The sequence below is a fragment of the Cobetia sp. 1CM21F genome (assembly GCF_023161745.1).
Taxonomy (GTDB): domain Bacteria; phylum Pseudomonadota; class Gammaproteobacteria; order Pseudomonadales; family Halomonadaceae; genus Cobetia; species Cobetia amphilecti.
Genome location: NZ_JALNTQ010000002.1, coordinates 503061 through 528077 on the forward strand (window position 1 = coordinate 503061; position 25017 = coordinate 528077).

Genomic DNA, 25017 nt, shown 5'->3' on the forward strand with positions numbered 1-25017 from the left:
CCCCTACAAGATGCGACCGTTATAGAATTGCACACTCATACTAATAACATATGAATATCAATTTAGAAATAAATAGAATGTCCACTAGCTTCAGGTAAGCCTTCACCAACGTCTGTTGCACTCAGGTCAACAAACACGCCACTCTCTGGTCTCCCTTCGTGCTCCCGCCTTGTTCTAGCGTAGTCAAGCAGCTCCTAAACTAGAACAAGGACAATCAATGTTTACCGACAGTCAGTTAGAGACGGCTAGATCGCTCAGGCACCACTTCCATCAGCACCCCGAGCTGAAGTTCGAGGAGACGCAGACTGCAAAGGTGGTCGCAGAGAGACTGCGCGAGCTGGGCTACCAGGTCACCGAAGGGATAGCAGAGACGGGGGTTCTGGCAGAGCTGGACACTGGACGTCCTGGGCCCGTGATCGCCTTTCGCGCCGACATGGATGCGCTGCCGATTGATGAGGCCAACACCTTTTCGCACTGCTCCACCAAGCGTGGACTGATGCATGCCTGTGGGCATGATGGCCATACCGCCACACTCCTTTTGGCAGCTGAAGCCATCATGGAACAGCGCGGTACTCTGTCAGGGCATCTGAAGCTGATCTTCCAGCCGGCGGAGGAAGGCGGCAACGGTGCAGCACGGATGATCGAAGAAGGTGTGCTGGAGAATCCGAAAGTCTCCGCGATATTTGGCTACCACAATCGTCCGAACTTCCCGTCCGGTCAGGTATTCGTCAAGCCCGGACCGGCCATGGGGGGTAACGACACCTTCCGGGTCACAGTCGAAGGGAAAACCGGGCATGCCGCCATGCCGCACCTGGCAGTGGATGCGATCTACGTGGGTACCTCGATCATTCAGCAACTTCAAGGACTGGTCGCGCGTCACAAATCGCCGCTGGAAGCAGGCGTCATTACGATAGCCGCTTTCCATGCCGGTGATGCGGCCAACATCATCCCCGGCGAAGCTGAGATCCTGATCAATATCCGCAGTGACCGCACTTCCTCGCGTGATGCACTGGCCGGTCAACTTGAGCAAGTCATTTCTGGCATGTGCAGCGCGCATGGTGCCAGCTACCGAATGACGCATGAGCTCGAGATCCCGCCTCTCCTCAATGACGCCGAATGGTCTGACAAGGTCCTCGAGATCGCTCGTCACCATCAAGTCAGTGATGACATCAAGAAGCTGGATTACATGCCCACCATGGGCGCTGAGGACTTCGCCTTCTACCTCAGGGAAATCCCCGGGTGCTTCTTCTTCGTCGGCAACGGCGACAGTGCCTACCTGCACAACGAGCATTACGACTTCAATGACGACATCCTGCCGGTCGCGGGCGGTGTCTTCCTGTCGTTGGCCAAGGACTTGCTGGCACGCGATTGAACAAGTCGGTCAGATCAACATAACAAGGACAACAACAATGCAAGCCGTTCTCGCATCCATCGAACGTACAGGGAACAAGCTCCCTCACCCCTTCATTCTGTTCACGATTCTGGCAGGGTTGATCATCGTCGCCTCGGCGGTGCTGGATCTACTTGGTGTGTCTGCCGTCAATCCGCAAAGCGATGCCGTGGTACATGTGCGTAGCCTGGTATCATCTGAGGGTCTGGAGTTCATGTTGACCAGCGTGGTCAGCAACTTCATCAACTTCCCGCCCTTGGGGCTCATCCTGGTCGTCATGTTCGGGATAGGCCTGGCTGACAAGGTCGGTCTCATGTCCACGCTCATGCAGGTCAGCGTCGCGAAAGCGCCTCCGGTCCTGCTGACGTTCTGCGTCTTCATGGCAGGTATCTGCGGCAGTATCGCCTCGGATGCCAACTACCTGATCCTGATACCGCTGGCGGCGATGGTGTACCACTCCGTGGGCCGTCATCCCATCGCCGGTGCCGCGGCAGCCTATGCAGCTGCCGGCGCCGGCTACGATGCCAGTCTGTTCGTGACCGTGGGGGACGCTCTGTTCTCCGGTATCACCACGGATGCTGCCAGGCTCGTGGACCCCGAGGCCTACATTTCCCCCGTCGACAACTACTACTTCGTCGCCTGCTCGGTGTTCGTACTGGCCATCGTCGGGACTCTCATCATCGACAAGGTAGTGGAGCCGCGTCTGCAACGTGTCCTGCCCATGGGCAAGGACTTCACGGCACAGGGCGAAAAGCCTGAGCTGAAGCCTGAGGAATGGACCGGCATCAAGCGCGTCGGCCTGGCCACATTGGCCTATGTGGCACTTATCTTGATCGCGGTTCTGCCTGAGGCTTCACCGCTACGCAATGCCGATGGCGGCTTGATCCCCTCTCCCTTCCTCAAGTCCCTCGTGCCGTTGATGTTCCTGTACTTCGTACTGATAGGCCTGGTCTACGGCGCGACTGTCGGCAAGATCACCAGCAGCCGAGATGTGCCGCAGAAGATGGCGGAATCTGCCAGCGAGCTGGCCCCGACGCTAGTGCTGTTCTTCGCGATCTCGCAGTTCATCGCCTACTTCAAGTGGTCCGAGCTGGGCCAATTCATTGCCATTGAAGGCTCCGATATCCTGCAGAGCACAGGCTTTACCGGTCTCCCGCTGGTCGGTGCCTTCATCGTGATGACGGCAGTGCTCAACATCTTCATGACGAGCGGCTCCGCACAATGGGCACTGATGGCACCGGTCTTTGTGCCCATGCTGATGATGATCGATTTCGATCCCGCCTTCGTGCAGGCGATGTTCCGTATCGGTGATTCGAGTACCAACATCATCTCGCCGATGAGCCCCTACTTCTCGGTGGCGTTGGTCTACATGCAGCGCTATCAACCGGAAATGGGCCTCGGCACACTAGTGGCCACCATGCTTCCACTGGCGCTTGGCTTCCTGATCGCCTGGTCGGCCTTCCTGATGCTATGGCTCTCGCTGGGCTGGGCCATAGGGCCAGGGGTCTACATGATGGCGAGCTGAGTCAGTGCATCCCCATCATCACCTTCCATAGATAGTCGGCAGCCGGCGTCAGCCGTCTGCCGACTCTGCGTACCAGATTGCCTTGGGTGGCCTCTGCCAAAGGATGCTCGATGGGGATGGCAGACAGGAGCCCCGCCGAGACCTCCTCATGTGCAGCGGCTGCCGTCATGAAGGCGACACCAATGCCAGCACAGGCCATCCGGCGCGAAATGGAGTGCAGATTGCAGCGGTAGGAAGGCGTCGCGACCTGGCCTGCCGTACGGAAGATGTCATTGACCAGACGCTGCGACCCCGAAACCTCCGGCAGGAAGATCAACTTGTGACGCGCCAACTCCGCCACGGAGACGCTTTCATGATCTGCCAAGGGGTGATCCCTCGCCACGAGAGCACATAGAGGCCCGCGGGCAAAGGAATGCACGACCAGACGTGGGTCTACCACCGGGCCGTAAGTCACCGCGATATCCACCTCATCATGCAAGACCATCTCATGAGGCTCGCGCGGCACATAGATGCCGGTCCGCATATCGATCATCACATCCGGATAACGCTTTGCGACGGTGCTCAGCACCGACTTGATGAAGCTGTCCACGAAACCATCACCGACAGAGACAGTGACTTGCCCCGTCTGCAGGTTCTTCCAGCGTGACAGCGTATCGCGAAGCTCGGAGTTGAGTTGCCGCTGTGCCAGATAACTCTCCAGCACCAGTCTCCCCGCCTCCGTGGGCAGTACATGGCGACCATTTCTCTCGAGCAACGCCACGCCCAGCTCATTCTCCAGACTCCGGATCTGACGCGTCACGACAGAAGGATTCACATCCAGATGCTCCGCAGCCGCCCGAACCCCACCACAACTGCTGACTTCCTGCAGATAAAGCGCGCGCTTGTCCAGACACTCCATTTGTCACTACGCCTCTGATAATCAGTGCTACATGCTGGTAGTCATACAGATATCACAGATTCCATCTGCGCATCGCATGCGATCTGCCCCTCCCCTCTCGGACGATGGTATTTCGCTAACTGCCTGAATATGCGACGCACCTCGCCATACCCTGATTTAGTCATGGTGCATGACGCGCTATCATGCCCCTACAGCCTTATCTGCAATTCCTATAGCAGTTCCATACGCGGGAGCATCATCGTGAACACGGAAAGTCATTCCCAGCTGGCGAGTTACATCTGGTCCATCGCGGACCTGCTGCGCGGCGATTTTAGGCAGTCTCAATACGGGCGCATCATCCTGCCCTTCACCCTTCTGCGTCGCTTGGAATGTGTCCTACAGAACACTAAAGCAAACGTACTAACCGTTGCGGAAGAAAATATCGAAAAGAGGGACAGCGTCCGCGAGAAGCAATTGATACGCGCTGCAGGCCACGAGTTCTTCAATACCTCGCCGCTCACCTTAGGCACTCTTTCCACCACTCAAACGCTTGAAGATTTGATGAGCTACGTGCAGGCCTTCAGCCCCAGTGCACGTGAAATCTTCGAGCACTTCGAGTTCGAGAACTTCGCTCTGCAGCTGAGCAACAATAACCTGCTCTACATGGTGGCCGAACGCGTCGCGGAGATCGACCTCAGCCCTAAGGCCGTCAGCAACTACGAGATGGGCATCATATTCGAGGAGCTGATCCGCAAGTTTGCCGAAAGCTCCAATGATACAGCCGGTGAGCACTTCACTCCACGCGATATCGTCCACCTCACCACTTCGCTGTTGATGACCGGTGAAGAAGAACACATCGCACCCGGTGGTATCGTCACCCTATATGACCCCACGGCCGGTACCGGTGGCTTCCTCTCCGAGGGCGATGCCTACATCCAGGACATCAGCCACAACGTCAGCGTCTCGTTGCACGGGCAGGAGCTCAACCCCGAGTCCTACGCCATCTGCAAGGGCGACATGCTGATCAAAGGCCAGGCTGTGGATCAGATCAAGCTCGGTAACACCCTATCCGATGACCAGCTGGCCGGTGAGCGCTTTACCTACATGCTCTCCAACCCGCCCTTCGGTGTGGAGTGGAAGAAAGTACAAAAGCAGATCACCGATGAGCACACCCTCAAGGGCCACGATGGTCGTTTCGGCCCCGGCCTGCCGCGTGTCTCCGATGGCTCGCTGCTGTTCCTCATGCACCTGGTCTCCAAGATGCGTGCAGCCAGCGATGGCGGCTCGCGTATCGGCATCATCCTCAATGGCTCGCCGCTGTTCACCGGCGGCGCCGGCAGTGGTGAGTCGGAGATTCGCCGCTACCTGCTCACCCGCGACATGGTGGAAGCCATCATCGCGCTACCGACGGACATGTTCTACAACACCGGCATCGCCACCTATGTGTGGATTCTCTCCAATCGCAAGCCGCAGGCACGCAAGGGCAAGGTGCAGCTGATCAACGCCGGTGACATGGGTAGCAAGATGCGCAAGTCGCTCGGCAGCAAGCGCAAGTACCTGGAAGACGGCCAGATTGATGAGCTGGTGCGCCTCTACGGCAGCTTTGCAGGGGAAGACGAAAGCCTCACGGAAGACGGCGCACCGCGCAGCAAGATCTTCGCCAATGAAGACTTCGGCTACCGCCGTATCACTGTCGAGCGTCCGCTGCGCCTCGACTTCCAGGCCAGTGAGGAACGCCTCGCCCGCCTGAATGATGAGAAGGCCATCCAGAAGCTCAAGGAAGAAGAACGCAGCGCCCTGCTCGCCGCCTGCGCCACCCTGCCGGATACCCTGTTCACCAACCGTGATGCCTTCACCAAGGTGCTCAAGGCTGCCTTCAAGGCAGAGTTGCCCGCCAGCATGAAAGTCGGTGCGCCACTGCTCAAGGCAGTCATGAACGCCCTGAGCGAGCGCAGCGACACAGCCGATATCTGCTGTGACAAGCACGGTAACCCGGAAGCCGATAGCGGCCTGCGCGACTACGAGAACGTGCCGATGAATGAATCGGTACTGGAGTACTTCGAGCGTGAAGTGAAACCCCACGTACCCGATGCCTGGATCGACGACACCAAGCGTGACCCGCTCACTGGCCGTCTCGGTATCGAAGGCTATGAAATCCCCTTCAATCGCCACTTCTACCAGTTCGTGCCGCCGCGTCCGCTGGAAGCCATCGATGCCGACCTCAAGGCCTGTACCGACCGCATCAAGCAGATGATCGAGGAGATGTCGGCATGAGCTTCAAGGCCTATGAAGAATACAAGGACTCCGGCGTCGAGTGGCTGGGAGAAGTGCCCGCACACTGGCAAGTTGTAAAATTAAGTTATATATCTTCCTCCAAGGGTGGTGGAACACCACCTAAAGACAATCTTGAGTATTGGAATGGTGGAATCTCATGGGTCACGCCCAAAGATATGAGAAGACAAATAATCACAAAAACAATGGATACCATAACACCAAAAGCTATCGATGCCTCATCAGTGCAAATGATTCCACCTGGACATACTCTGATAGTATTTCGTTCTGGTATTTTACGCCACACCATACCTGTAGCAATCAATCGTAATGCCGTAACGATAAATCAAGACATGAGAGCCTATAATCTAGCACCCTATGTCAGCTCTAACTTTTTCTTAAGGCTAGTGCAGGGCTTAAATCGTGAACTGATTTTTGAATGGTCGAAGCAAGGTGCTACAGTCGAAAGCTTAGATTCTGAGCTTGTGGATTCTACGAAAATCCCCATGCCCTCTAAAAAAGAACAAACCACCATCGCGGCCTTCCTCGACCACGAAACCGCGCGTATCGACGCGCTGATCGATGAGCAACAACGCCTGATCGCACTCCTCAAGGAGAAGCGTCAGGCGGTGATCTCACACGCCGTCACCAAGGGGCTGGACCCGAATGTGCCGATGAAAGACTCTGGTGTGGAATGGCTGGGAGAAGTGCCAGCGCATTGGGGAGTTGGCTCCCTACGATGGTATGCCACTATCCAAGGGGGGGTCGCGAAAGGAAAGGACTACGATGATGCTACCCCGGTAGTCGAACTTCCTTATCTTAGAGTTGCAAACGTACAAGACGGTCATGTTGATCTATCTGAAGTAAAAGAAATCAACATCGCGATCAAAGAAGTAAACAGGTACCTCCTACAGCCAAAAGATGTGCTAATGAATGAAGGTGGAGACAATGATAAACTTGGTAGAGGTACAGTATGGGAGGGGGAAATAGAAAAATGCCTTCACCAAAACCATGTCTTTTCAATAAGGACTAATGAGGCACTATCTCCATACTGGCTCGCAGAATTCACGCGCTCAAGTTCAGCTCGTTCTTACTTCTATCTGCATTCAAAGCAGAGCACCAATCTCGCATCCATATCCTCAAGCAATGTAATGTCTTGTCCAATACCTCTACCATCTTACTCAGAGCAAGAGAAAATATTGAGGTTTATCAAAGCTGAATGTAATAGATTGGATGTGCTAGCAAGCACAGGGCTTCAGTCTATAAGTTTTTTACAAGAACGTCGCTCTGCCCTGATCTCCGCCGCTGTCACCGGCAAGATCGACGTGCGTGATTGGCAGCCACCGGAGGCGAGCCAAACAGCGGCCAAGCCAGCGGAGGCCAGCGCATGAGCCAGGGACGCAGCATCCGACTGTTTCTGGTCGATGGCACACCGAGTGGCCTGATGACCGCCGAGATCATGAACTGGACCGGCCATGTCATCACCGGCCCTCGTGGCAAGTTGAGCCAGCTGGTGCAGCGCCCTGAGTGCAGCCGCACCGGGATCTACTTCCTGATCGGTCCACCCGCCGAGGATAGTTCTCTGCCGTCGGTGTACATCGGTGAGAGCGATGACGTGGCCACCCGCCTCAAACAGCACAACCGGCCGGAGGACAAGGGCGGCAAGGACTTCTGGGAGCGGGTGTGCCTGGTGACAAGCAAGGACCAGAACCTGACCAAGGCCCACGTTAAACATCTCGAGAGCCTGTTGATGCAGGCCGCGCGGGAGGCCGGCCAATGCCGTCTGCTCAATGGCACCGCCCATGAGTACGGCGGCCTGCCAGAGTCAGACCGCGCCGACATGGCCTTCTTCATGGAGCAGATTCGTACCGTGCTGCCGGTACTCAGCTTCGACTTCCTGCGTGAGCGACCCAAGCCCTCAGCTTCCAGCACGATTGTCGAACCGGCAGACATCAGTGCTCAAGCATCACCACTCTTTGTGGCAGAGGTACCGCGTTTCGGTATCAAGGCGCTGGGCAAGGAAATCGAAGGCGAGTTCTATGTCTTGAAGGGGTCATTGGCCAAGGGTAGTTGGACAGGCAAAGGCGGGGGCTATCAGAACCTTTACCAGCAACTCTGTGACAACGGGGTGCTGATCGAAGCGGAAAAGGGATTACGCTGCTTTTCTACCGATCAGGCCTTCTCGAGCCCCAGCGCCGCCGCCGCGGTGGTGTCAGGTCGTGCAGCCAATGGGCGCGAGCACTGGAAGACAGAAGCCACCGGCCAGACCTACGCTGACTGGCAAGACAGCGTGGTAATGACGACCCCCAGCGCCACCGATGAAGGCTACACCCAGTAACGTATCAGTGAGTCAGCCCAGCATGCCGACTCCTCACGAACAAGCAGGAATGCCTCATGGCTGATAGCAAGGAAGCGCAGTTTCAGCAGGACATCGTCGATAGCCTCGTCGCCAGTGGCTGGCAACTGGGCAAGGCGAGCCAGTACGATCGCGCCACAGCGCTTTACCCCGAAGATGTGGTTGCCTACCAGAAGGCCGCCTGGCCGGAGCGCTGGGACAAGCTCTGCACTAGCAATCCACAGAAGCCTGAGCAGGTGCTGATTCAGCAGGTAGAACGCCACCTCAAGAAGCTGGGCACGCTGGCCGTGTTGCGCCACGGTTTCAAGATGCCGGGCAATACGCTAGTGATGTGCAGTTTCATGCCAGACCACGCCATGAACCCGGAGTCAGTGCAGCGCTATCAGGCCAACATCCTGCGCGTGGTGCCGGAGGTGTCCTACTCCCCGCATGCCAAGGACAGCAGCAATGGCAAGGCCAGCTACAACCCACGGCTGGACCTCATGCTGTTCGTCAATGGCCTGCCGGTGGCCACGCTGGAACTGAAGAGCGCCTTCAAGCAATCGCTGGAAGCCGCTAAGCGCCAGTACCGCAAGGACCGCCCGCTGAAAGACCCCATCACCCGCAAGGAAGAGCCACTGCTGGCCTTCAAGCGCGGGGCACTGGTGCACTTCGTGGCACGTCAGGATGAGATAGCGATGACCACCCGCCTGGCGGGCGACAAGACCTTCTTCCTGCCCTTCAACCGAGGCAGCGAGGAAAGCGGAGCCGGCAACCCGCCTGCGGAGGACGCCAACAGCTATGCCACCGACTATTTGTGGAAGCAGGTGCTGCAACCGGATGCCTGGCTGAAGATCATCGGCCGCTTCCTGCACCTGGAGGAGAAGACCAGCGAGGACTTCGCAGGCAACCGCATCACCAAGGAAACGATGATCTTCCCGCGTTTCCATCAGTGGCAGGTCGTCAATCAACTGCTGGAGGCCACACGCAATGAGGGGGCGGGCAACCGCTACCTGATCCAACACAGTGCGGGGTCGGGCAAGTCCAACTCGATCGCCTGGACGGCGCATCAACTGGCGAACCTGTATGCCGAGGATGGCAGCCGCATGTTCAACTCTGTCATCGTGGTGACGGACCGCACCGTGCTGGACAGCCAGCTGCAGAACACCATCTATCAATTTGAGCATGCCCACGGCGTGGTGTGCCCTATCAGCCGGGAAGGCGCGAGCGCCAGCAAGTCAGCCCAGCTGGCGGATGCTCTGGCGGCCAACACTCGTATCATCATCGTGACCCTGCAGACCTTCCCCGCCCTCTTCGATGCGCTGGAGAAACGTCCCAAGCTGGCAGAGGGCCACTATGCCGTCATCGCGGATGAGGCTCACTCCTCCCAGACGGGCTCGTCTGCGGGCAAGCTCAAAGCCCTGCTCAACAGCGCCGGGCAGACCAATGACCCGGAAGCCGAGCTGAGCAGCGAAGAAGTGATGGAAGCCGCCGTGGCCGCGCGCAGTGCCAGTCAGCGCATCAGCTACTACGCCTTCACCGCCACGCCCAAGGGCCGCACCTTGGAATTGTTCGGGGTACGTCCAGAGCCAGAACTACCGGCAAGCGATAGCAACAAGCCTCGCCCCTTCCACCTCTACTCCATGCGTCAGGCCATCGAGGAAGGCTTCATTATCGATGTACTGCGCCGCTATACCACCTACAAGACGGCATGGAAGCTCTCGCATCCGGACGGTGACGAGATCGAGGTTGACTCCAAGAAGGCCAGCCGCACCCTGGCGCGCTGGGTACGCTTGCATCCGCATAACATCAATCAGCGGGTCGAAGTCATCGTCGAGCACTTCCGCCACAACGTGCGTCATCTGCTCAACGGTCAGGCCAAGGCGATGGTGGTGACCAGCAGTAGGCAGGAAGCCGTGCGCTATCAGCTGGCGATGCTCGCCTATGTGAAGGACAAGGGCTATGACGACGTGCATCCGCTGGTTGCCTTCTCGGGAAGCGTACCGGCCGACGATGTCATCCCCGAGGAAGTCACCGAGGCCAGCGCCCTGCTCAATGCCGGCGTAAAAGGCCGCGACCTTGCCACGGCGCTCGATAGCGACGACTTCAACGTGATGATCGCTGCCAACAAGTACCAGACCGGCTTCGACCAGCCCAAGCTGTGCGCCATGTACGTGGACAAGAAACTACAGGGCGTGGAGTGCGTGCAGACTCTCTCGCGCCTCAATCGTCTCTTCCCCGGCAAGGAAACCTTCATCCTCGACTTCTTCAATGACACTCAGGACATTCTGGATGCCTTCGCGCCCTACTACCGGGAAAGCGAGCTGGCCACGGTGTCAGACCCGCAAGTCATCTATGACATGCAGCAGAGCCTGGATGACACCGGTATCTATCATGGCCTGGAAGTCACCCAGTTTGCCGAAGCCTTCTTTGATCCCAAGGCGCCATCATCGAAGCTGTCGTTTTACTGTGACCCGGCGCGTGATCGCTTCAACAAGCGTTATGTCGCGCTGACCGAGCACATACGCGTGTGGCGTGACGCGCGTGACATTGCCGAGAAGAACGGCGATGAGATGGGCCTGAAGCGAGCCGAGCAAGAGCTAAAGGATGCGGGTACCTCACGTGATGAGCTCGACCTGTTCCGCAAGAACCTCAAGAGCTTCGTGCGCGCCTACGAGTTTCTGTCGCAGATCATCTCCTACGAAGACACCGAGCTGGAGCAGCTTTGCGTGTTCGCCAAGCACCTGAGCCCACTGCTGCGGGAAGACCGCCTCAAGGACCCGGAGCTGGACGTCAGCGAGCTGGAGCTGACGCACTACCGCCAGACCAAGCATCAGGAGCAGGAGCTGCGCCTAGAGGAGCAGGAAGGCGAATTCGGGCTGGACTCCATCACCGAGGTGGGCTCCGGCACCCCGAAAGACCCGGAGAAGAAGAAGCTGGATGAGATCATCGACACCCTGAATGACCTCTACGGTGCCGAGATCCAGGACGACGACAAGCTCCACTTCGCCAATGGTCTCGCCACCCGCCTTGAGCGAGATGAAGACCTCATGGGGCAGGTCAACAGCTACAGCCTCGAAGACGCCATGAAGGGCCTGCTACCCAAGCGCCTAAACGACGTACTGCTCGATGCACTGGCTGACCAAGAGAAGATGTCCATGCCGATACTGGAAGACGGCCGGATAGAGAAACGCTTCGCACACCTGATGTATCAGCTGCTCCGGCAGCGGAGTGAAGGCAGCAAGGTGGTGCAGGGGTAAGGGCTGGAAGCAGTCCTGGGTACCAGGGATCGACAGAACGAAAAAGTTCGTCGCCAAAAAGAGGTTGGTCCGAGTCAAGGTCAATTTTATAAGATTCACTCTCACCCACAGGAGAGAGCCACACATGAAACATTCCAAGCAATCTAACCAGCAACAACAAAATGACCGCTCTCGGGCGCTTAATCCCAATCGTGGTACTACTGGTACAAATCGCGAGAATTCCAAGGTTCATGGAAACCGCGGCAAGCAGTTCAATCCAAACAACAAATAAACATGGAGTCAAGGCCTCGGCTAAAAACCGAGGCCTAACTATACACATGACAACTCAATATACTTACCCCTCCTTGGGAGAGGCTATCAAATATTTTGTGTCTACTATGGGTATTCTACCTCGTAAGAATGAAGCCAAAGAGAATACACATACGAGTGAAGCAGAAAAAAAGAAAATTCAAAAGCAAATTGAAAGGCTTGCCCGAGAGGAAGGGCATTTACAGGCACAATTTGATGCCCTGATTCCCTCAATAAATAATTATCTCAAAGACTCTATTTCCTGTCCTATAGTAGCTGCCCAGATATGCTCAGTAGCCAACAAGTTACACGACAGCTATAAAGAGCTGCTAGTTAGTCAAGGTACCTTCATGAGTCAAAGGGATACCGTCCTATACTTTATAAAAAACTTTGCTATAGAAGCTTGTGTTACGGAATCAAGCTTGGCATATCTAATATACCAAGACTTAAGACCGGACGCAGTATGGCCCGAAGAGGACTTCTGGTATCTTCCAGAAGAAAAGGATGGAAAAATAGTATGGCCGATAGCCAACGCAATGAAATGGGCATACTCAGTAACCGACCTCTCGCAAACTCAATTCCATAAACCAGCTGATAGCCAGGATGTTTTCAATAGATTAGAGAATAATTTCAAAAATGCCAGTAAATGGACGCGCGGAAAGTCTATACCCAGCATGCTCGGATTGACAAAAAATATTCGCGACTCGCTGGAAGCTCAGGAAAACAATGGAAAGAAGATACCGAGTGAAGTAAAGGACAGCATACTAGCCACTATATCTCTATCTCTAGCTCTGACTTCATTAGCGCAAGACGTGAAGAGAAACTATGGCACTGAGACATTATTCCAGCTAACAGACCAAATAAAACAATATGTATGTTGGATCAGAGAAGAAATCGATGAGTTCCAGAAAAATTACTCTGAAGAGATTCAGGCACGAGAAATAGATGACAATATTTCTGCACAAAAGCTAAAATATAAAATGCTATCCTCATACATACCGTTTTTTCATGAAAAATGTCAGCGAGCTAGACACCCTATATCTGAATATATATTGCACCAAAGATCTATCGATAGAGCAATGGTCAATTGGTTGGCAAAAAAATATGGTAACTATGCTGCCAAAGTGCCTGAGTATGCGTATGATATTAGCCCTGTCAACGTACCCGAAGGCTTTTCACTGTTGATGCCGATAGCATTGACCATGATAAACGATAATAACATTACATCAAAAGATATCGATGACTTTAGCAATTCACTACAAGCATATAATCTTGACAAGCAACTTCCGTGGGTAACGGACTGGTTGTATGGCGGCTATTACTATAGAAAGGATGATTTTGAAAAAGCACATCAGCATTTTCAGAAATCGTTTCAGTATGGAAAATATAGAGCAGGAAACACTTTCTATCGGACCCTAAACCAGCACATAGAGATTTGTGCAAAACTTGACAAATGGAGAGAATTCAAAAAAGCAGCTCTGTGGGCAAAGTATTTAGGGATACCTGTGAGATGGCTGCGTGACGAAGAGCCTACTGACGAAAATCTTAGAGTTGCTTACAGATATTTAGGATTGAAGAACTGTAAGTATCCACGATTGTAATTGATACAATCTTATCCATTAAGCTGATCTGGAGCGAAATCTACCAGTATAGACAGCTTTCAAAGCACTGTAATATCGGCGAACTTCCTCGTTGACGGCCTGGTCCTTGGCTGAGGCTCAGGAGAGAAGCCCGTAATTTAGCGAAGGATACAAGTATGAACATAGCCACAGTATCCTTCGCTACATAACCCCAGACTAGGATTATGGCGGCGAAGCGAGAGATTCTGAAGTACTAGCGAACGGCCTCAAAAGCAGCATAGCAGCGTCTTCCCCAGCGGTAGTTAAATAGAATCCGAGCATTCAGCCTATTCACAAATTAACAACAATGGTGTAAAGCTAGTACTACTCAAGCCCCAGCGACTTCAACACATCACTTTCGCTGACCACATCAGTGGTCACAACAGCATCCTTTAATAGAAGCTTCCCGCTGAGCAATCGATCGAGATGAACATCAAAGGAGTCGTGCACAGGATGTAAGGCCGTAGGAATATTAATATAGACATTTTTCCTCTGACCAATACGATAAATCCGATCGGTAGCTTGTGCCTCTTTAGCGGGGTTCCAGTGGCGTTCCAGATGAATGACATGGTTAGCACCCACAACCGTCAGACCAACACCTGCAGCAACCGGTGACATGATAATGGCATTGAAGCCCTGAACAGATTCAAACTGCTCAATTAAGCCCTTCCTAGTGAGGCTATCTCCTTTTTTTTCTACCGCAGATGTATCGCCATTTATAATAATGATATCAAGTCCATATATTTTATCCAACCATATCTTCACGAAACGTTGCACATTTTTTGAAAGAATAAATATAATAACCTTTTCACGAGCCTCCTTTATGTCATCAAGAACATTGAGGGCTACCCTCATCTTGGCAGATTGAGACATAATCTCTCGGTATGACTCAGGATTGGAAATCAAGGACTGCAATGGCGCACCAGCACGTGGGTGAAGCGATATTGTCCTCAATTTCTGCAGTGTCGAAAGCGCGATGCCTCTGACATCATCTGCTTCAGCCCTCAGTTTTCGATAGACTTCTATTGCTTCATTGTAGTGGGATAGTTGAGCACCGCTCATAACAGATGAAAGCTTTGGACTGTAGGAAACGTTATGCGATGATACTGGCACACCACTATAGATACTCTTAGTAGGAAGGTCTAAGAGTTGATTTTCCTTGATGCGACGCAGCATAAAACCACCGGCTGCAGAACGTAGATCTTGACCAATCGATTGACGAATGGAATCCTTCTCGTCTTCAGAGGCACGTAGTATAGGGGACACCCATTTATCTCTGAAATAAACCCAATCTCCCAACAAGCCAGGCTGCGCAGTATCCATCAGGCACCAGAAGTCACCGAGAGAGTTCTCAACAGGAGTACCAGTAGCCAATATCTTGATATCGCTATTAAGCCCCTTTGCTGCATGTGTCTGCAGCGTATTGGGATTCTTGAGATTTTGGGCCTCATCAAAGATGACCATTCCCCAGTCAACGAGACATAGTGAGAACTGGTAGTCACGGAGAGTTTGATACGTCGTAACAACGAGTCGTCTATTGATATCGAGCCTTTTTGAGCCTGCGTCTGGCCCAACATGGAGAGCAAATCGAACCTTATCTTGGTCCATCTGGCCCTCTTCGTTCAATAGCTCTGAAGCCTGTGCGGACTCCCGTTTCTCACCTTTCTTCTTGAACTCGGCAAGATCTCGGCCAGACTGAAGTATCTTGACATCTTTGAAAGGAATAGTCTTGTAAGTAAGTGAAACCTCCTGCTCCCAATTCTCCACAAGGCTAAGAGGGGCAACAATGAGAATGGGTTTCTCTTTCAACTCATTCCGTCTGCTGTGTAATAGATACTCATTGATGGCCACGAGTGACATGTATGTCTTACCTAACCCCATGTCATCAGCTAGAACCCCCCCTTGGATACGCTCAAAACTATCACCTTTATCCAGAGTACTCAGTTCAATCAGCTTCAGCATCCAGTTCACCCCCTCTTCCTGGTGGGGGAAAGGCTTCCTGGCATAAATCTCCCAGTCAGGTTGGTTCTTTACCGTGTGTGCATCGAGCCTGGCTCTTAGGGATTCACCGTTGTCTTCAGCATCTTTTACAATTATACCAACTTGGGTATCAGTTCTATCGACAATTTGATCAATATCTTCTTCTGACTTCTCTTTTTTATCAAGACGGTTCGCCACCTTACCTAGAATACTTTCTACATTCTCGATATTCGATATGTCGACACTCTCTCCTTGAAAGTCAACAGTCTGCGCTCCTTGAGAACAAGCTACATCGAGTTTCCTCTGAAAATCCTCAAACTCCTCATGGCTTTTGATGAGCTTATTGATAATCTCGGGAGGTGAGGCTGACTGTTCAACGCCAAACCAGTCGTTATTTCCTTTTTCCAAGCCTCCAAAATCCATATGCTTTATCTTTCCTACACCAAGCACGCGAACCGAAAAACCAAGGTCTAGATTAACTAAAGAAGCATCAAGAAAAGCAGAGGGAGAATTGATAAAGTCAGCCACGCTTTCTGAGGGAATGCGGCGATTATTCATTACCTCTCTAACACCGCTCATCCTTTCTTCGTCAAGTATTATCACCTTGTTTTTTATTCTAATCACACCGTCATCTGAATTAATATCCAACTGACCAAGCCTGTTTTCAATCTCATCCAAGCCATCGCCAACACTAGGAAAAAGCTCCAAGCTACCATCAGGCAACTGTTTTGCAATAACACCAATCTCTTCTGCCTTTTCAACATTGATTCTTTCGAAATGGCTCAAGTCAACGTTCATACCGCTTCGCTTGGCCATCTGCAGTGAAGCTAGAAGTCGTAGGTTGTCACTGCTCTCCTTAAGATTCTCAGGTAGCATTGAATGCTTTTCCAGCGCCTGAAATGCTATCAACTGCGAGTGAGCGAGTAAGTAGCGATTATCAGGCCCGACTTCCATGAGAGCACCTTTGATACGACAGGGAACCTGATTTCCATTAAAAACAGGATAAACCTTTACAGAAAAACCTTTATTGTTAGAGTGACCTTTGATGGATGCCGTAAACTCTCCCTTAAACTGGGGTGGAAGCTCCAGAATTTCTATTTGCTCATTATCCAACGAAGCAGCGACGAGCGTGTCAAGGCTGAAACCGTTAGGAAACCGCGTGGCAAGCCCCTGCTCTTCGAGCATACGAAGAACAACCCCCTGCAGGTTAAGGTTGGGAGAGCCCTTACCCGAAAGAAATGTCTCAAACTCATGCTTATCAAGATATAGTTTGACACCGTCATCATCAAATGTTAGCTCAAATCTCTCTGCACCACCTTGATGATCACCTTCATCAGACAGAATACTTCTCAGGATTTTCCGAAGTTTATTCTTCATCATCGAGAACCCCACTGTTCCTCAATATGCTCTCACCATCTTCTGTAACAATCCATTTGAAATCAGACGTTTGCTGACAATAACCTTGCAGGTCCCAGTGCAAGGTATGGTTGATGTCTGTCAATGGCAGGCCTAAATGTTTAGAAGCATCCCTTGCCTTGCTACCTGGATACATATATAAATAAAGCAAAATCTGAATTGCCAAAGGTGATGAGACGCCTTCGAAATGATTCCTTTTTACCAACTCATCAAAACCTTTATTTTTATCAGCAGTAATAAGTTTTTCAGCTGGCGATGACATTATGACCGGTGGTATGGGCTTCACAACTGGCATACCAAACCTGGAAATATATCGCTTGTAATCTTCCTTTCTCAGCAAGGCTTCAATATCCAACTCAATACCATTATTAGCCAAAAACTCAAATACTTTATTCTGCCAAGTAGAAGGTGCATGAACGATGGCAGCGTGATTCAAGCCAGGATACTCTTCCCGATATCCCTTGGGCAACAGGATTGTCAAGTCAGAATGAGATAATACTGACACCTCATATCCAACATACCGGTGACTCGGTGGAGCCAGGTAAACCCAAAGTTTGAAACTATGTGAACCCTCTATTAAATGGAAGTCTCCACAATCCAAGTATATGATCGCCTTGTCGGAAAGCTGACCATTTAACTTTATATAGTTAACCTTCAGCTCATCCTTCAAGATTCTTTTTACTGAGTGCTCAGCCTTGCTGCCAAGCATCAGTCTAGTGCTCTTGATCATCTTAAGCCTGAAAAGCCCCTCTAGGAACGTTCTCCTAGCGGGAAACATCCTCACCAATTCTGCATTATTGGTGGTTTCCCCATACTGCTCCAGCGCTTGAAGAAAGAGGCGAAGATCCTGCTTGGAAAGCCACCCTCTAACCTTTTCAACACGCATTTCACCTAAAGGTGCCCACCACTCTCGGTAGCTCTTAACCTTACTTGAAACACGCGGATCACCAGCCAAACTCAACATGAAATCTTGCCAAGTTTCGCTCGCCTCCGCTACACGATCAATAAGGATCTCAAGAGCTGCATGACCAATCCTTTTACCTTCGCTCCGATAGGGTGCCCTCGACACATCCTGGTGCAAAAGTTCATCAAAAATCGGCGACCACTCATTTTCGTTAACGCACTTTAACTTTTCTAAATAATAATGCGCACGACAAATATCCGAATAACGGCCCCCATCAACTCCTAATAATCCAAACCTAGAGAATGTTTCCTGCAACGAAATGCTATTATTGACAGCATACTTCACTAACTGGGACGGCCCATCAACTGTCAGGATCCAGTCGCTTTGACGGTTGACAACTTCTATAAGGTCATCAATAGCCAGTTCTTCTTCCACAACCTTGATTTTACTTGCCTGATCAATAAGAGTTTTCTCAATGGATTCTCTCAGCGAACCATCGCTTGATGAAGGCAGGCGATCCAAGTTATCGAATTCCTGGAAATAGAGCTGGAGAATATTGAGAAGAGGCACTCTACCTAGGCGAGGCTGCTGAGCTTCAACGATAACCTCAAGAAGCCTAGGACTAATCAATTTCTTCAGAACTTCAGGATCATCGAGCCATAGCTGAGTGAGTGCGCGCACGGCCACTCTTTTCATGAGCAGGCTTGGTAGCACCTCAAATCTTTTATTATTGGCAACCTCTTTAATTTCCCCTTCAGCTTTTTGATAAACTTCACCTCGCCCAGCATCGTTCTCAACCTTTTTTGCGGACGAAGTGATCTCATCCCAAGGCTCTAGTGAAAGAGCCTTCCAAGTTATATTAACTACCTCTAGAGATGGCAGTATCACAACGACTCATCCACATATTTATCTTGGATTTCTTGATAATCTTCTACTGTAGGCCGACGTATCGTAAACCTTATATCTATCCTTCTATTGGCCCGGAGATCTTCCTCGGATACCTGAACATCTGTGACAGGACGTGTTTCGGCATAGCCACTAACTGAAAATACCGGCAGCCCATCCAGGTTGGTCAAGCTTTCCAGACTTCGGTTATCCGGCAAAACGTTTAGCCAATGTTGCCACAGAGAAATCGCCCGAAATGCCGAAAGCCCCCAGTTTCCCTTTCCATTCATTCCTTGATAAGGACGGTTGTCTGTATGCCCTTCGACAAAAACAGTGTCGAGATATTTAATTCTGTTGTTCTTAAGAATCACCTCAGCCAGGACGTTACCGATTTGCGAGGCAGTCTCCCGATACTGAGGTCCAATATCAAATTCAGCAGTTTCAAACCCTAGAATCTCATTTGGTATGCTTAATACGGTATCATTTTCACTGACAGAAACCCGAATACCCCGACGGTGAAGCTCATCAGCAGCCTCATGGAGAATAGTTCTTCTGACTTCGTCCGCCTGACCGAGCATCTGAATTTCTTCCGTGAATTCCTGCTGCTGCTCTTCCAGCTGCTCACGAATCTCCATGATCTGAACTATTAGCACTACCGACGCCAATATAAAAATGATCAACAAGGCTGACATGATGTCAGAAAATGACATCCAATAAGGATTTTCCTCATCGACTGTGGCTTTTTCACGTCTATAAAGCTTCATTAACGACGCTCCAAATCATCCACAATACCATTGATAGCCATCACAGTTCTCTTCATTTGATCCGCAAAGGATAGAGTGTTTTTATTCCATTCTTCCATACGTTCGGAGACTTGCTCACGAACTTCCTTGCTGTACGCCCTCAGCCACTCTTCTGCTTGCTTTTCAATATTTCCTACCTGCTCACCAAGAGACTCGCCCAGCCGGTTAAATTCATCTCTCAGCTTACTGATAAATTCTTCATTCTGGTTACTTAGTTCACCGAACCCTTCATTAGCAAATCTAGCTGCGGATTCAAGTTGGTGGGCCGTATCACTGATAGTCTCCTGCAACCTGGATAGAGAATTTGCATGTTCTGTAATATTATCAAGAACCTCGCTATTTCTTATCGAAACACTATCCAGGCTTTCCGTAACAGCCTTGACTCTCTCATCAAGTACCGTAGTAGTCTTGTGAAGATTAGCCGACAATGTTCCTAGCTGGGTCGCGCTATTAGTCATATTTTGACTGCTACGCTCAGCCGACTTGGCGACTTCACTCAGCGCGCCAGACAGCTTGCCATACTGTGAAGAAATACCATCAAGATGCTGATTAGCACTCCTCGAAGCCTCTCCTACCTGTCTCATCAACTCATGCTGCTCACTGACAAGCTTCTCTATTAGAATACTAAATCTTTCTTCAACCGCTTTCTGTTGCTCACTAAACTTGGCGGCACGATCCTGATCTCTTTCTGCTTCCAGTGCCATTTGACGATCAATTGCCTCTGCCTGAGATTCAGACATCTGCTTTAGGCTTTCTTCATGCGCTTGCTGACGTTGCTCATCACGCTCAGAGGTTTGACGGAACTGGTGTTCCATTGACTGCGTCATCTGGTCCATGAAAAATTCGAACTTTTGAGTCAATGCCGACTGTTGCTCCAGAGCAGTCTCTCGCTGCTGTTCCAGCTGATGTGCAAATTTACGAGAGGTATTCTCAACCTGTGCTCCGCTCTTATTTTGCTGCTCCGTTAGTGTAGTAAAGAGCTCATCCATTTTCATGGTCATTGAGCTTACTGCTTGATTTACCTGTTCGGAGGCACTTTCAAGCGCTCGGCTCTGCTCACTTCCTGCCGATTTGACGCCTTCTGTGAAGTTAGTCACGAGCTTTTCGAGCACTTCAGTAGACTGATTGCTCGCGTTATCTACCAATGCCTGAATGGCGGGAGCCATGACATTGTTCAGGGAGTCTGATACTGCCTGCTGCATGGCCTCACTCATTCCACTAACGGTTTCTTGAAGCCTATCTCCGATACGTTCATGTAACTCCTGCAATGCTTCCTTGCTTGCCATGCTGGATTCAGCGATATGGACAAGGGAGTGCTCGGCAGACATACGAGGGTAAAGAAAGTCAATGTCATGCTGAAGCCTGTTGATACGCCTCAAAGCGCTTCGCTCCACCATCTTCTCTATCACATTGAGCAAGAGACTGAGTCCAACCCCCCATACGGATGTCAAAAAAGCAATTGCGGCGCCATTGATCATGCTCGCAATGCCAACTCGCAACGTATCAACATCGTCTGTATTGACCTGCAGGTTTCTTAATCCGATTGTTAGACCAATGAAAGTGCCTAATACCCCGATCGCGGTGAGAAAGGTTGGCGTAGCCGCTAGAAGGCGACTTGATGTCAGACCGTATGCTAACGTTCTTCCGTTAAAGAAATGGTCGGCATCTAGTGTATTGAAAAGCTTATCTTTATCTGGAGAATATACTAGGCTTTCATCAAACTCTCCCCATAGTTTCCCTGCCTGGGTGTCTGAATCTTCTGCCTGTTTTAGTATTTGTTGTCGTTTCCAAGCCAGCTCTTCCCTTGACTGCCCCTTGATAAGGCTCTCAACAAACTTAATGCTCTTCTTGTACTTATTAAAATAATATCCTAAAGATACAATAGCGATCATCATTATCGCCATCATGGCTAACCAGAACCAGTCGCTCATCTGGAGATCATTGCTCTGGAAAACTAAAGGGTTCATAGCTTGAAGATTTGGTAAAAGATGCGAAATCGACTCAAACATTATTAATTCCACTCAATTAATTTAAATATATACATCCCGGCGTTGACGTATTGGATCACTGTTCCCTTCTGAAAAATACACTGACACATCTCCTACCTCCGTCAACGCAGACATCGTCGCACGCTTTCCTAGGATGCTTGCCAATCTTCTAGCCCACACGCATCACCACATACAGCTCCTCGTCGGAAATCCCGGCGTGCCAGCTGCGAAAAGTAAGGATCAGTCCTGAGAATTGAGTAATCTTCATTATGGCGTGCCCCTTATCAGGCACTGACGCCCTGTATCAGCTGGTGTGACAGCAGGTAGGGCGCCTGTCGAATCTCATCCAGTTGGTAGAGCTGCCAGCCGGCTAGCGTCTGCGGGATGGGTGAAGCCTTTCCCTGGTCGTTCCAGATGCCCACTCGCTGCTCCGGCCAGGAAAGCTCGAAGTTGCCGACGATTTCGCCGCTGGCTCCCTCAATATCCTGCCCGATAACGGGGCGAGGCAGTTCCTGGTCGACAATCCACTCCACCACGGGAACCGCTGCCATATCTTCCAGGTGCTGCGCCCAGGAGGGGAGCACCGCTAGGGGATCATCAAGAATCTGTTCAGCCACATGGCGCTTGAGGTGATCAATGTGTGCAAAGACGTGATAGCCAGCTCGGTTAGCCACCTTGATCAGTTCACTTTCTTCATTCAACAGCAGGACTGCGGGTGCGCTCAACCCTGGCTGGATACCCTCGGGCCATGCTAGGTCGAGGATGGCAAGGAGCGCGCCACTCTGAGCGTCGTTTAGCTCGTACTCGAGCTCGCCGACGGGCAGCTTGTGAAGTTCCATCCACGCCTGAAGCCCGCGAAGCTCCTGCTCCTCTTCTTCGCTTTCGATTCCCCCCGGGACTACGCGAACAGGCCCCGAGTTAGTCTCAGCATCCTGGCTGCCATCGAAGTAATAGAGTTCATCCAGAAGCCGATTGGTGGCTTCAGCGAGCAATTCACGGCGTGCCTTGAGGAAGTCTGGATAGCGTTCGATCTGCCACAGCTCTGGCTGCATCGGCACCCATTGGCTCCGCAGGGCATTCGGGTAACTATTGAGCACTTCCTCAAAATACTCAACAGGCAAGCGATTGGAGATGCTGAGGTTCGAGCCCTTGGTCAGGAAGCAGAAATTCGCCAAGGAGTTGACCTGCTGATGATCGTAACCGAACTCACGAAGACGGTGCTTGGGGAAGATATGGTGTAATTCGAGAGATGAGTTGTTGCCGAGCATATTCTTCTTGAGCACGATCCCCAGGCCCCAATCTTGCGCTTCGCCGGTACGCGTCAGCATGTAGAGCAACGAATAGAAACGGTTGCCGCGAGTATGCCCGGAGAAGTGATCGGCGCGAACCTTGAGGTTGCCACGCCAGAGGTGCAGCTCCTTGATAAGCGCCTCAATGCCGCGGGGCTGGTTATCTAGGAGTATGTCGAGGTCCCGTGAGAGCACACTCTCGGTCGAGCCGGAGTATCGCCCCCATATCGCCGCGTGGATGAACCAGAAAAGCATCGACTCGAGTGTGGCCTTATCGTTGATCTTGCCGCCCTTCTCTTCGATGAAGCGCACCAATACCGGGAAACCATAGTGGCCGGTGAGTACCTGCTGGTGGTCCAACCCCAGACGATCACCTATCACATCCAGCAAATAGCTGATGTGTTTGATGGCCTTGTTCAGACCTGTAACAAACTGCTCGCCGTCAAGGTCGTGGATGAAGGAGAACTTGGCTTCGTTGGTGGTCAGGGTGGTAATACAGCGCAACAGCCAGTCGAGGGAGAAATGGAAACCCTGGCCGCGCCAGTCATCCAGGGCCTTGCGCATCCTGGCTCGCGCATCCGGTTGCGTGGAGCAGATACGCGCCAGCGCCAGGTCACCTTTGGAGAGCTTAGTACCACCACTGTTGACCTTGTTGAAAATTTCTACAACCACGTCAAGGGTCTTGTCCTCTCCGGAGATCTGCTCTACGTGCACTTCGATATCGCGAACATCACGCAGCCGGTTGAGCCGGTTGTTGTATCGGCTCCCCTCCTTGAAGGTCAACTCAAGAGACTCGGCCAGACGCTCTGTCACCGACTCGGCCCCATCGATCATCAACTGCGTCACGCTGATCCACTTGGGATCATTGGCCATGCGGCTTGGCATATAGAAGGAGAACTCCTCGTTCTCCACGTTGAAATAGAGATCGGCGAAAGCGCGCTCATCTCCATCGAAAAAGACCGGAGCCTTCCCCCTCACGATGCCATACAGTGAAGTAATTCGCTGTTGGCCATCCAGCAGCAGGTTGACAGTACCGGCGTTGAGCTGTTGATCACCCCGATGGCCGACGGTGCAAGCATCGGTCGCCCAAGAGAGCAGGCTGCCCACGGGATAGCGCTTGTAGAGCGAGGTCATCAGGCCGCGTACCTGATCGCGGTTCCACACATAGCCGCGTTGGAATTCGGGTAGTGCCGTCTGTCCATTATCGATCTGATCGAGTAGCGTCGAAATCTTCATACTGGTTCAACTCCCTGCGCGTCGCTGCTTTCCATAGTTATTCACCTGCATACCGCCCCTTCAAATAAAGGATAACAGCACCCTCGCGATTCGCGGCCGACACGGTATCCACATGATCATAGCCGCGGCTGAAGAGGCTCTTCTCCCGCCAGCGGTTTCCGTTGATGCCGCAGGCGATATAGATCCCGAGCGAGACAAGGGAAGCCACGACTCCGATGCTGCTGTCGACGGGAAACATGATCTTGCCCAGTAACAGTGGACACCCTAACAAGGAGGTACACTGTCACTGGGCAAGATCAATGGCCTGATTCGCCATTACCTCCACAAGGGAACGGACTTGCCACTGACCCGTCAAGAAGAGCTAGATGCCATTACCTTCGAGCTGAACATACATCTCCGGAAGCGCTTCGACTTCAAATGCCCTACCGAGGTGATGAACAAACTGATCGCAAAACACGGTAATGCACCGGCCCCAATCCAATAGGGGGGTTGCACTCAGTATCCTTGTAGACTTGGAAGTAACGGATGCAAGTCTTATTGATCGACGTTGCTTCCCTTGCCATGGAGCCACTTTGTTCAGTGTACTGCCTTAACGGGGTGTCCGCTGTTGGTGGGCAAAATCAGGGATTTTGACACCACGGCTACCGCACGCCGCTTACCGCTAGGGCGAGCTCCGTCTCATGGTCTTCCACCATGGCGTCCTGCCTTGGCGAGAAATGCATATTTGAATATAGGAAATTTCAAGAAACCTAATAATAGCCGAGTCGAGACATGCGCGAGAAGCAATCGTTAGTTCAGTGCGACACTCTGCGTCGCATTAACGAGACACCAGACTCGATAATCAGCGCACCTCGCTGCGCCCTTCCCTCTATCGCTGCCTAACTTCACGCCGGAAATTTCCGCGCCATTCGCCAACGCTTACGTGACACGTCTGACTGAACTGATACCCAG

The 25017-nt window shown here is 51.9% G+C and carries 15 protein-coding genes and 1 pseudogene; 9 read left to right on the forward strand and 7 right to left on the reverse strand.

Going from position 1 to position 25017, the window contains the following annotated elements; translation table 11 throughout:
* Positions 1-217: 217 nt before the first annotated feature.
* Both MSG32_RS07775 and MSG32_RS07780 read left to right on the forward strand, forming a co-directional pair.
* Positions 218-1372 (forward strand): amidohydrolase, encoded by a 1155-nt coding sequence (locus tag MSG32_RS07775; protein ID WP_248379068.1) that lies wholly within the window; start codon positions 218-220, stop codon positions 1370-1372.
* A gap of 37 nt (positions 1373-1409) precedes the next feature.
* Entirely contained in the window at positions 1410-2915 is a 1506-nt protein-coding gene (locus MSG32_RS07780; RefSeq protein ID WP_248379069.1) for an AbgT family transporter, read from the forward strand.
* 1 nt (position 2916) lies between these two features.
* Here MSG32_RS07780 and MSG32_RS07785 read toward each other — a convergent pair whose 3' ends face one another.
* Entirely contained in the window at positions 2917-3813 is an 897-nt protein-coding gene (locus MSG32_RS07785) for a LysR family transcriptional regulator (RefSeq protein ID WP_282460316.1), read from the reverse strand.
* 240 nt (positions 3814-4053) lie between these two features.
* Here MSG32_RS07785 and MSG32_RS07790 point away from each other — a divergent pair, with 240 nt between their 5' ends.
* The 6 genes from MSG32_RS07790 to MSG32_RS07815 all read left to right on the forward strand — a co-directional run bounded on the left by MSG32_RS07790 (position 4054) and on the right by MSG32_RS07815 (position 13547).
* The gene (locus tag MSG32_RS07790; protein WP_248379071.1) at positions 4054-6066 is read left to right on the forward strand and encodes a class I SAM-dependent DNA methyltransferase; all 2013 of its coding nucleotides are present in this window, start codon (positions 4054-4056) and stop codon (positions 6064-6066) included.
* Positions 6063-7454, forward strand: coding sequence for a restriction endonuclease subunit S (locus MSG32_RS07795; RefSeq protein WP_248379072.1), 1392 nt, complete (start codon positions 6063-6065; stop codon positions 7452-7454). The genes MSG32_RS07790 and MSG32_RS07795 overlap by 4 nt, the downstream gene beginning before the upstream one ends.
* Positions 7451-8401 carry a GIY-YIG nuclease family protein gene (locus MSG32_RS07800; RefSeq protein ID WP_248379073.1) on the forward strand — a complete coding sequence of 317 codons (951 nt, stop codon included), beginning with the start codon at positions 7451-7453 and terminating at the stop codon, positions 8399-8401. The genes MSG32_RS07795 and MSG32_RS07800 overlap by 4 nt, the downstream gene beginning before the upstream one ends.
* Before the next feature lie 56 nt (positions 8402-8457).
* Positions 8458-11658: a DEAD/DEAH box helicase family protein gene (locus MSG32_RS07805; RefSeq protein WP_248379074.1), complete on the forward strand. Its 3201-nt coding sequence runs from the start codon at positions 8458-8460 to the stop codon at positions 11656-11658.
* Positions 11659-11782: 124 nt separating this feature from the next.
* Complete coding sequence (locus MSG32_RS07810) at positions 11783-11929, forward strand: alpha-amylase (protein WP_248379075.1); 147 nt, start codon at positions 11783-11785, stop codon at positions 11927-11929.
* A gap of 46 nt (positions 11930-11975) precedes the next feature.
* The gene (locus MSG32_RS07815) at positions 11976-13547 is read left to right on the forward strand and encodes a hypothetical protein (protein WP_248379076.1); all 1572 of its coding nucleotides are present in this window, start codon (positions 11976-11978) and stop codon (positions 13545-13547) included.
* A 342-nt stretch (positions 13548-13889) separates the two neighbouring features.
* Here the strand turns inward: MSG32_RS07815 and MSG32_RS07820 are convergent, their stop codons facing one another.
* The 6 genes from MSG32_RS07820 to MSG32_RS07845 form a co-directional block, all read right to left on the reverse strand.
* Positions 13890-16925, reverse strand: coding sequence for a DEAD/DEAH box helicase (locus MSG32_RS07820; protein WP_248379077.1), 3036 nt, complete (start codon positions 16923-16925; stop codon positions 13890-13892).
* Positions 16912-18753 (reverse strand): EH signature domain-containing protein, encoded by a 1842-nt coding sequence (locus MSG32_RS07825; RefSeq protein ID WP_248379078.1) that lies wholly within the window; start codon positions 18751-18753, stop codon positions 16912-16914. Before MSG32_RS07825 ends, MSG32_RS07820 begins: the two co-directional genes overlap by 14 nt.
* A complete protein-coding gene (locus MSG32_RS07830) occupies positions 18750-19514 on the reverse strand; it encodes an OmpA family protein (protein ID WP_248379079.1) in 765 nt (254 codons plus the stop codon). The genes MSG32_RS07825 and MSG32_RS07830 overlap by 4 nt, the downstream gene beginning before the upstream one ends.
* Complete coding sequence (gene zorA / locus MSG32_RS07835; protein ID WP_248379080.1) at positions 19514-21484, reverse strand: anti-phage ZorAB system protein ZorA; 1971 nt, start codon at positions 21482-21484, stop codon at positions 19514-19516. The genes MSG32_RS07830 and zorA overlap by 1 nt, the downstream gene beginning before the upstream one ends.
* Before the next feature lie 341 nt (positions 21485-21825).
* A complete protein-coding gene (locus MSG32_RS07840) occupies positions 21826-24066 on the reverse strand; it encodes a DUF262 domain-containing protein (RefSeq protein WP_248379081.1) in 2241 nt (746 codons plus the stop codon).
* Between the two features lie 37 nt (positions 24067-24103).
* Positions 24104-24304 carry a hypothetical protein gene (locus MSG32_RS07845; protein WP_248379082.1) on the reverse strand — a complete coding sequence of 67 codons (201 nt, stop codon included), beginning with the start codon at positions 24302-24304 and terminating at the stop codon, positions 24104-24106.
* A gap of 57 nt (positions 24305-24361) precedes the next feature.
* Between MSG32_RS07845 and MSG32_RS07850 the strand changes: the two are divergent.
* Positions 24362-24550, forward strand: a pseudogene (locus MSG32_RS07850) (IS30 family transposase); the annotation flags it as partial.
* Between the last annotated feature and the right edge of the window lie 467 nt (positions 24551-25017).

Excerpts from the sequence above, each read along its gene's own strand:
- MSG32_RS07830 (WP_248379079.1), bottom strand. The coding sequence starts at position 19,514 with ATGAAGCTTTATAGACGTGAAAAAGCCACAGTCGATGAGGAAAATCCT.
- MSG32_RS07805 (WP_248379074.1), top strand. The coding sequence starts at position 8,458 with ATGGCTGATAGCAAGGAAGCGCAGTTTCAGCAGGACATCGTCGATAGC.
- MSG32_RS07820 (WP_248379077.1), bottom strand. The coding sequence starts at position 16,925 with ATGATGAAGAATAAACTTCGGAAAATCCTGAGAAGTATTCTGTCTGAT.
- MSG32_RS07810 (WP_248379075.1), top strand. The coding sequence starts at position 11,783 with ATGAAACATTCCAAGCAATCTAACCAGCAACAACAAAATGACCGCTCT.
- MSG32_RS07795 (WP_248379072.1), top strand. The coding sequence starts at position 6,063 with ATGAGCTTCAAGGCCTATGAAGAATACAAGGACTCCGGCGTCGAGTGG.
- zorA (WP_248379080.1), bottom strand. The coding sequence starts at position 21,484 with ATGAGCGACTGGTTCTGGTTAGCCATGATGGCGATAATGATGATCGCT.
- MSG32_RS07840 (WP_248379081.1), bottom strand. The coding sequence starts at position 24,066 with ATGAAGATTTCGACGCTACTCGATCAGATCGATAATGGACAGACGGCA.
- MSG32_RS07845 (WP_248379082.1), bottom strand. The coding sequence starts at position 24,304 with ATGTTTCCCGTCGACAGCAGCATCGGAGTCGTGGCTTCCCTTGTCTCG.
- MSG32_RS07800 (WP_248379073.1), top strand. The coding sequence starts at position 7,451 with ATGAGCCAGGGACGCAGCATCCGACTGTTTCTGGTCGATGGCACACCG.
- MSG32_RS07815 (WP_248379076.1), top strand. The coding sequence starts at position 11,976 with ATGACAACTCAATATACTTACCCCTCCTTGGGAGAGGCTATCAAATAT.
- MSG32_RS07780 (WP_248379069.1), top strand. The coding sequence starts at position 1,410 with ATGCAAGCCGTTCTCGCATCCATCGAACGTACAGGGAACAAGCTCCCT.
- MSG32_RS07775 (WP_248379068.1), top strand. The coding sequence starts at position 218 with ATGTTTACCGACAGTCAGTTAGAGACGGCTAGATCGCTCAGGCACCAC.
- MSG32_RS07785 (WP_282460316.1), bottom strand. The coding sequence starts at position 3,813 with ATGGAGTGTCTGGACAAGCGCGCGCTTTATCTGCAGGAAGTCAGCAGT.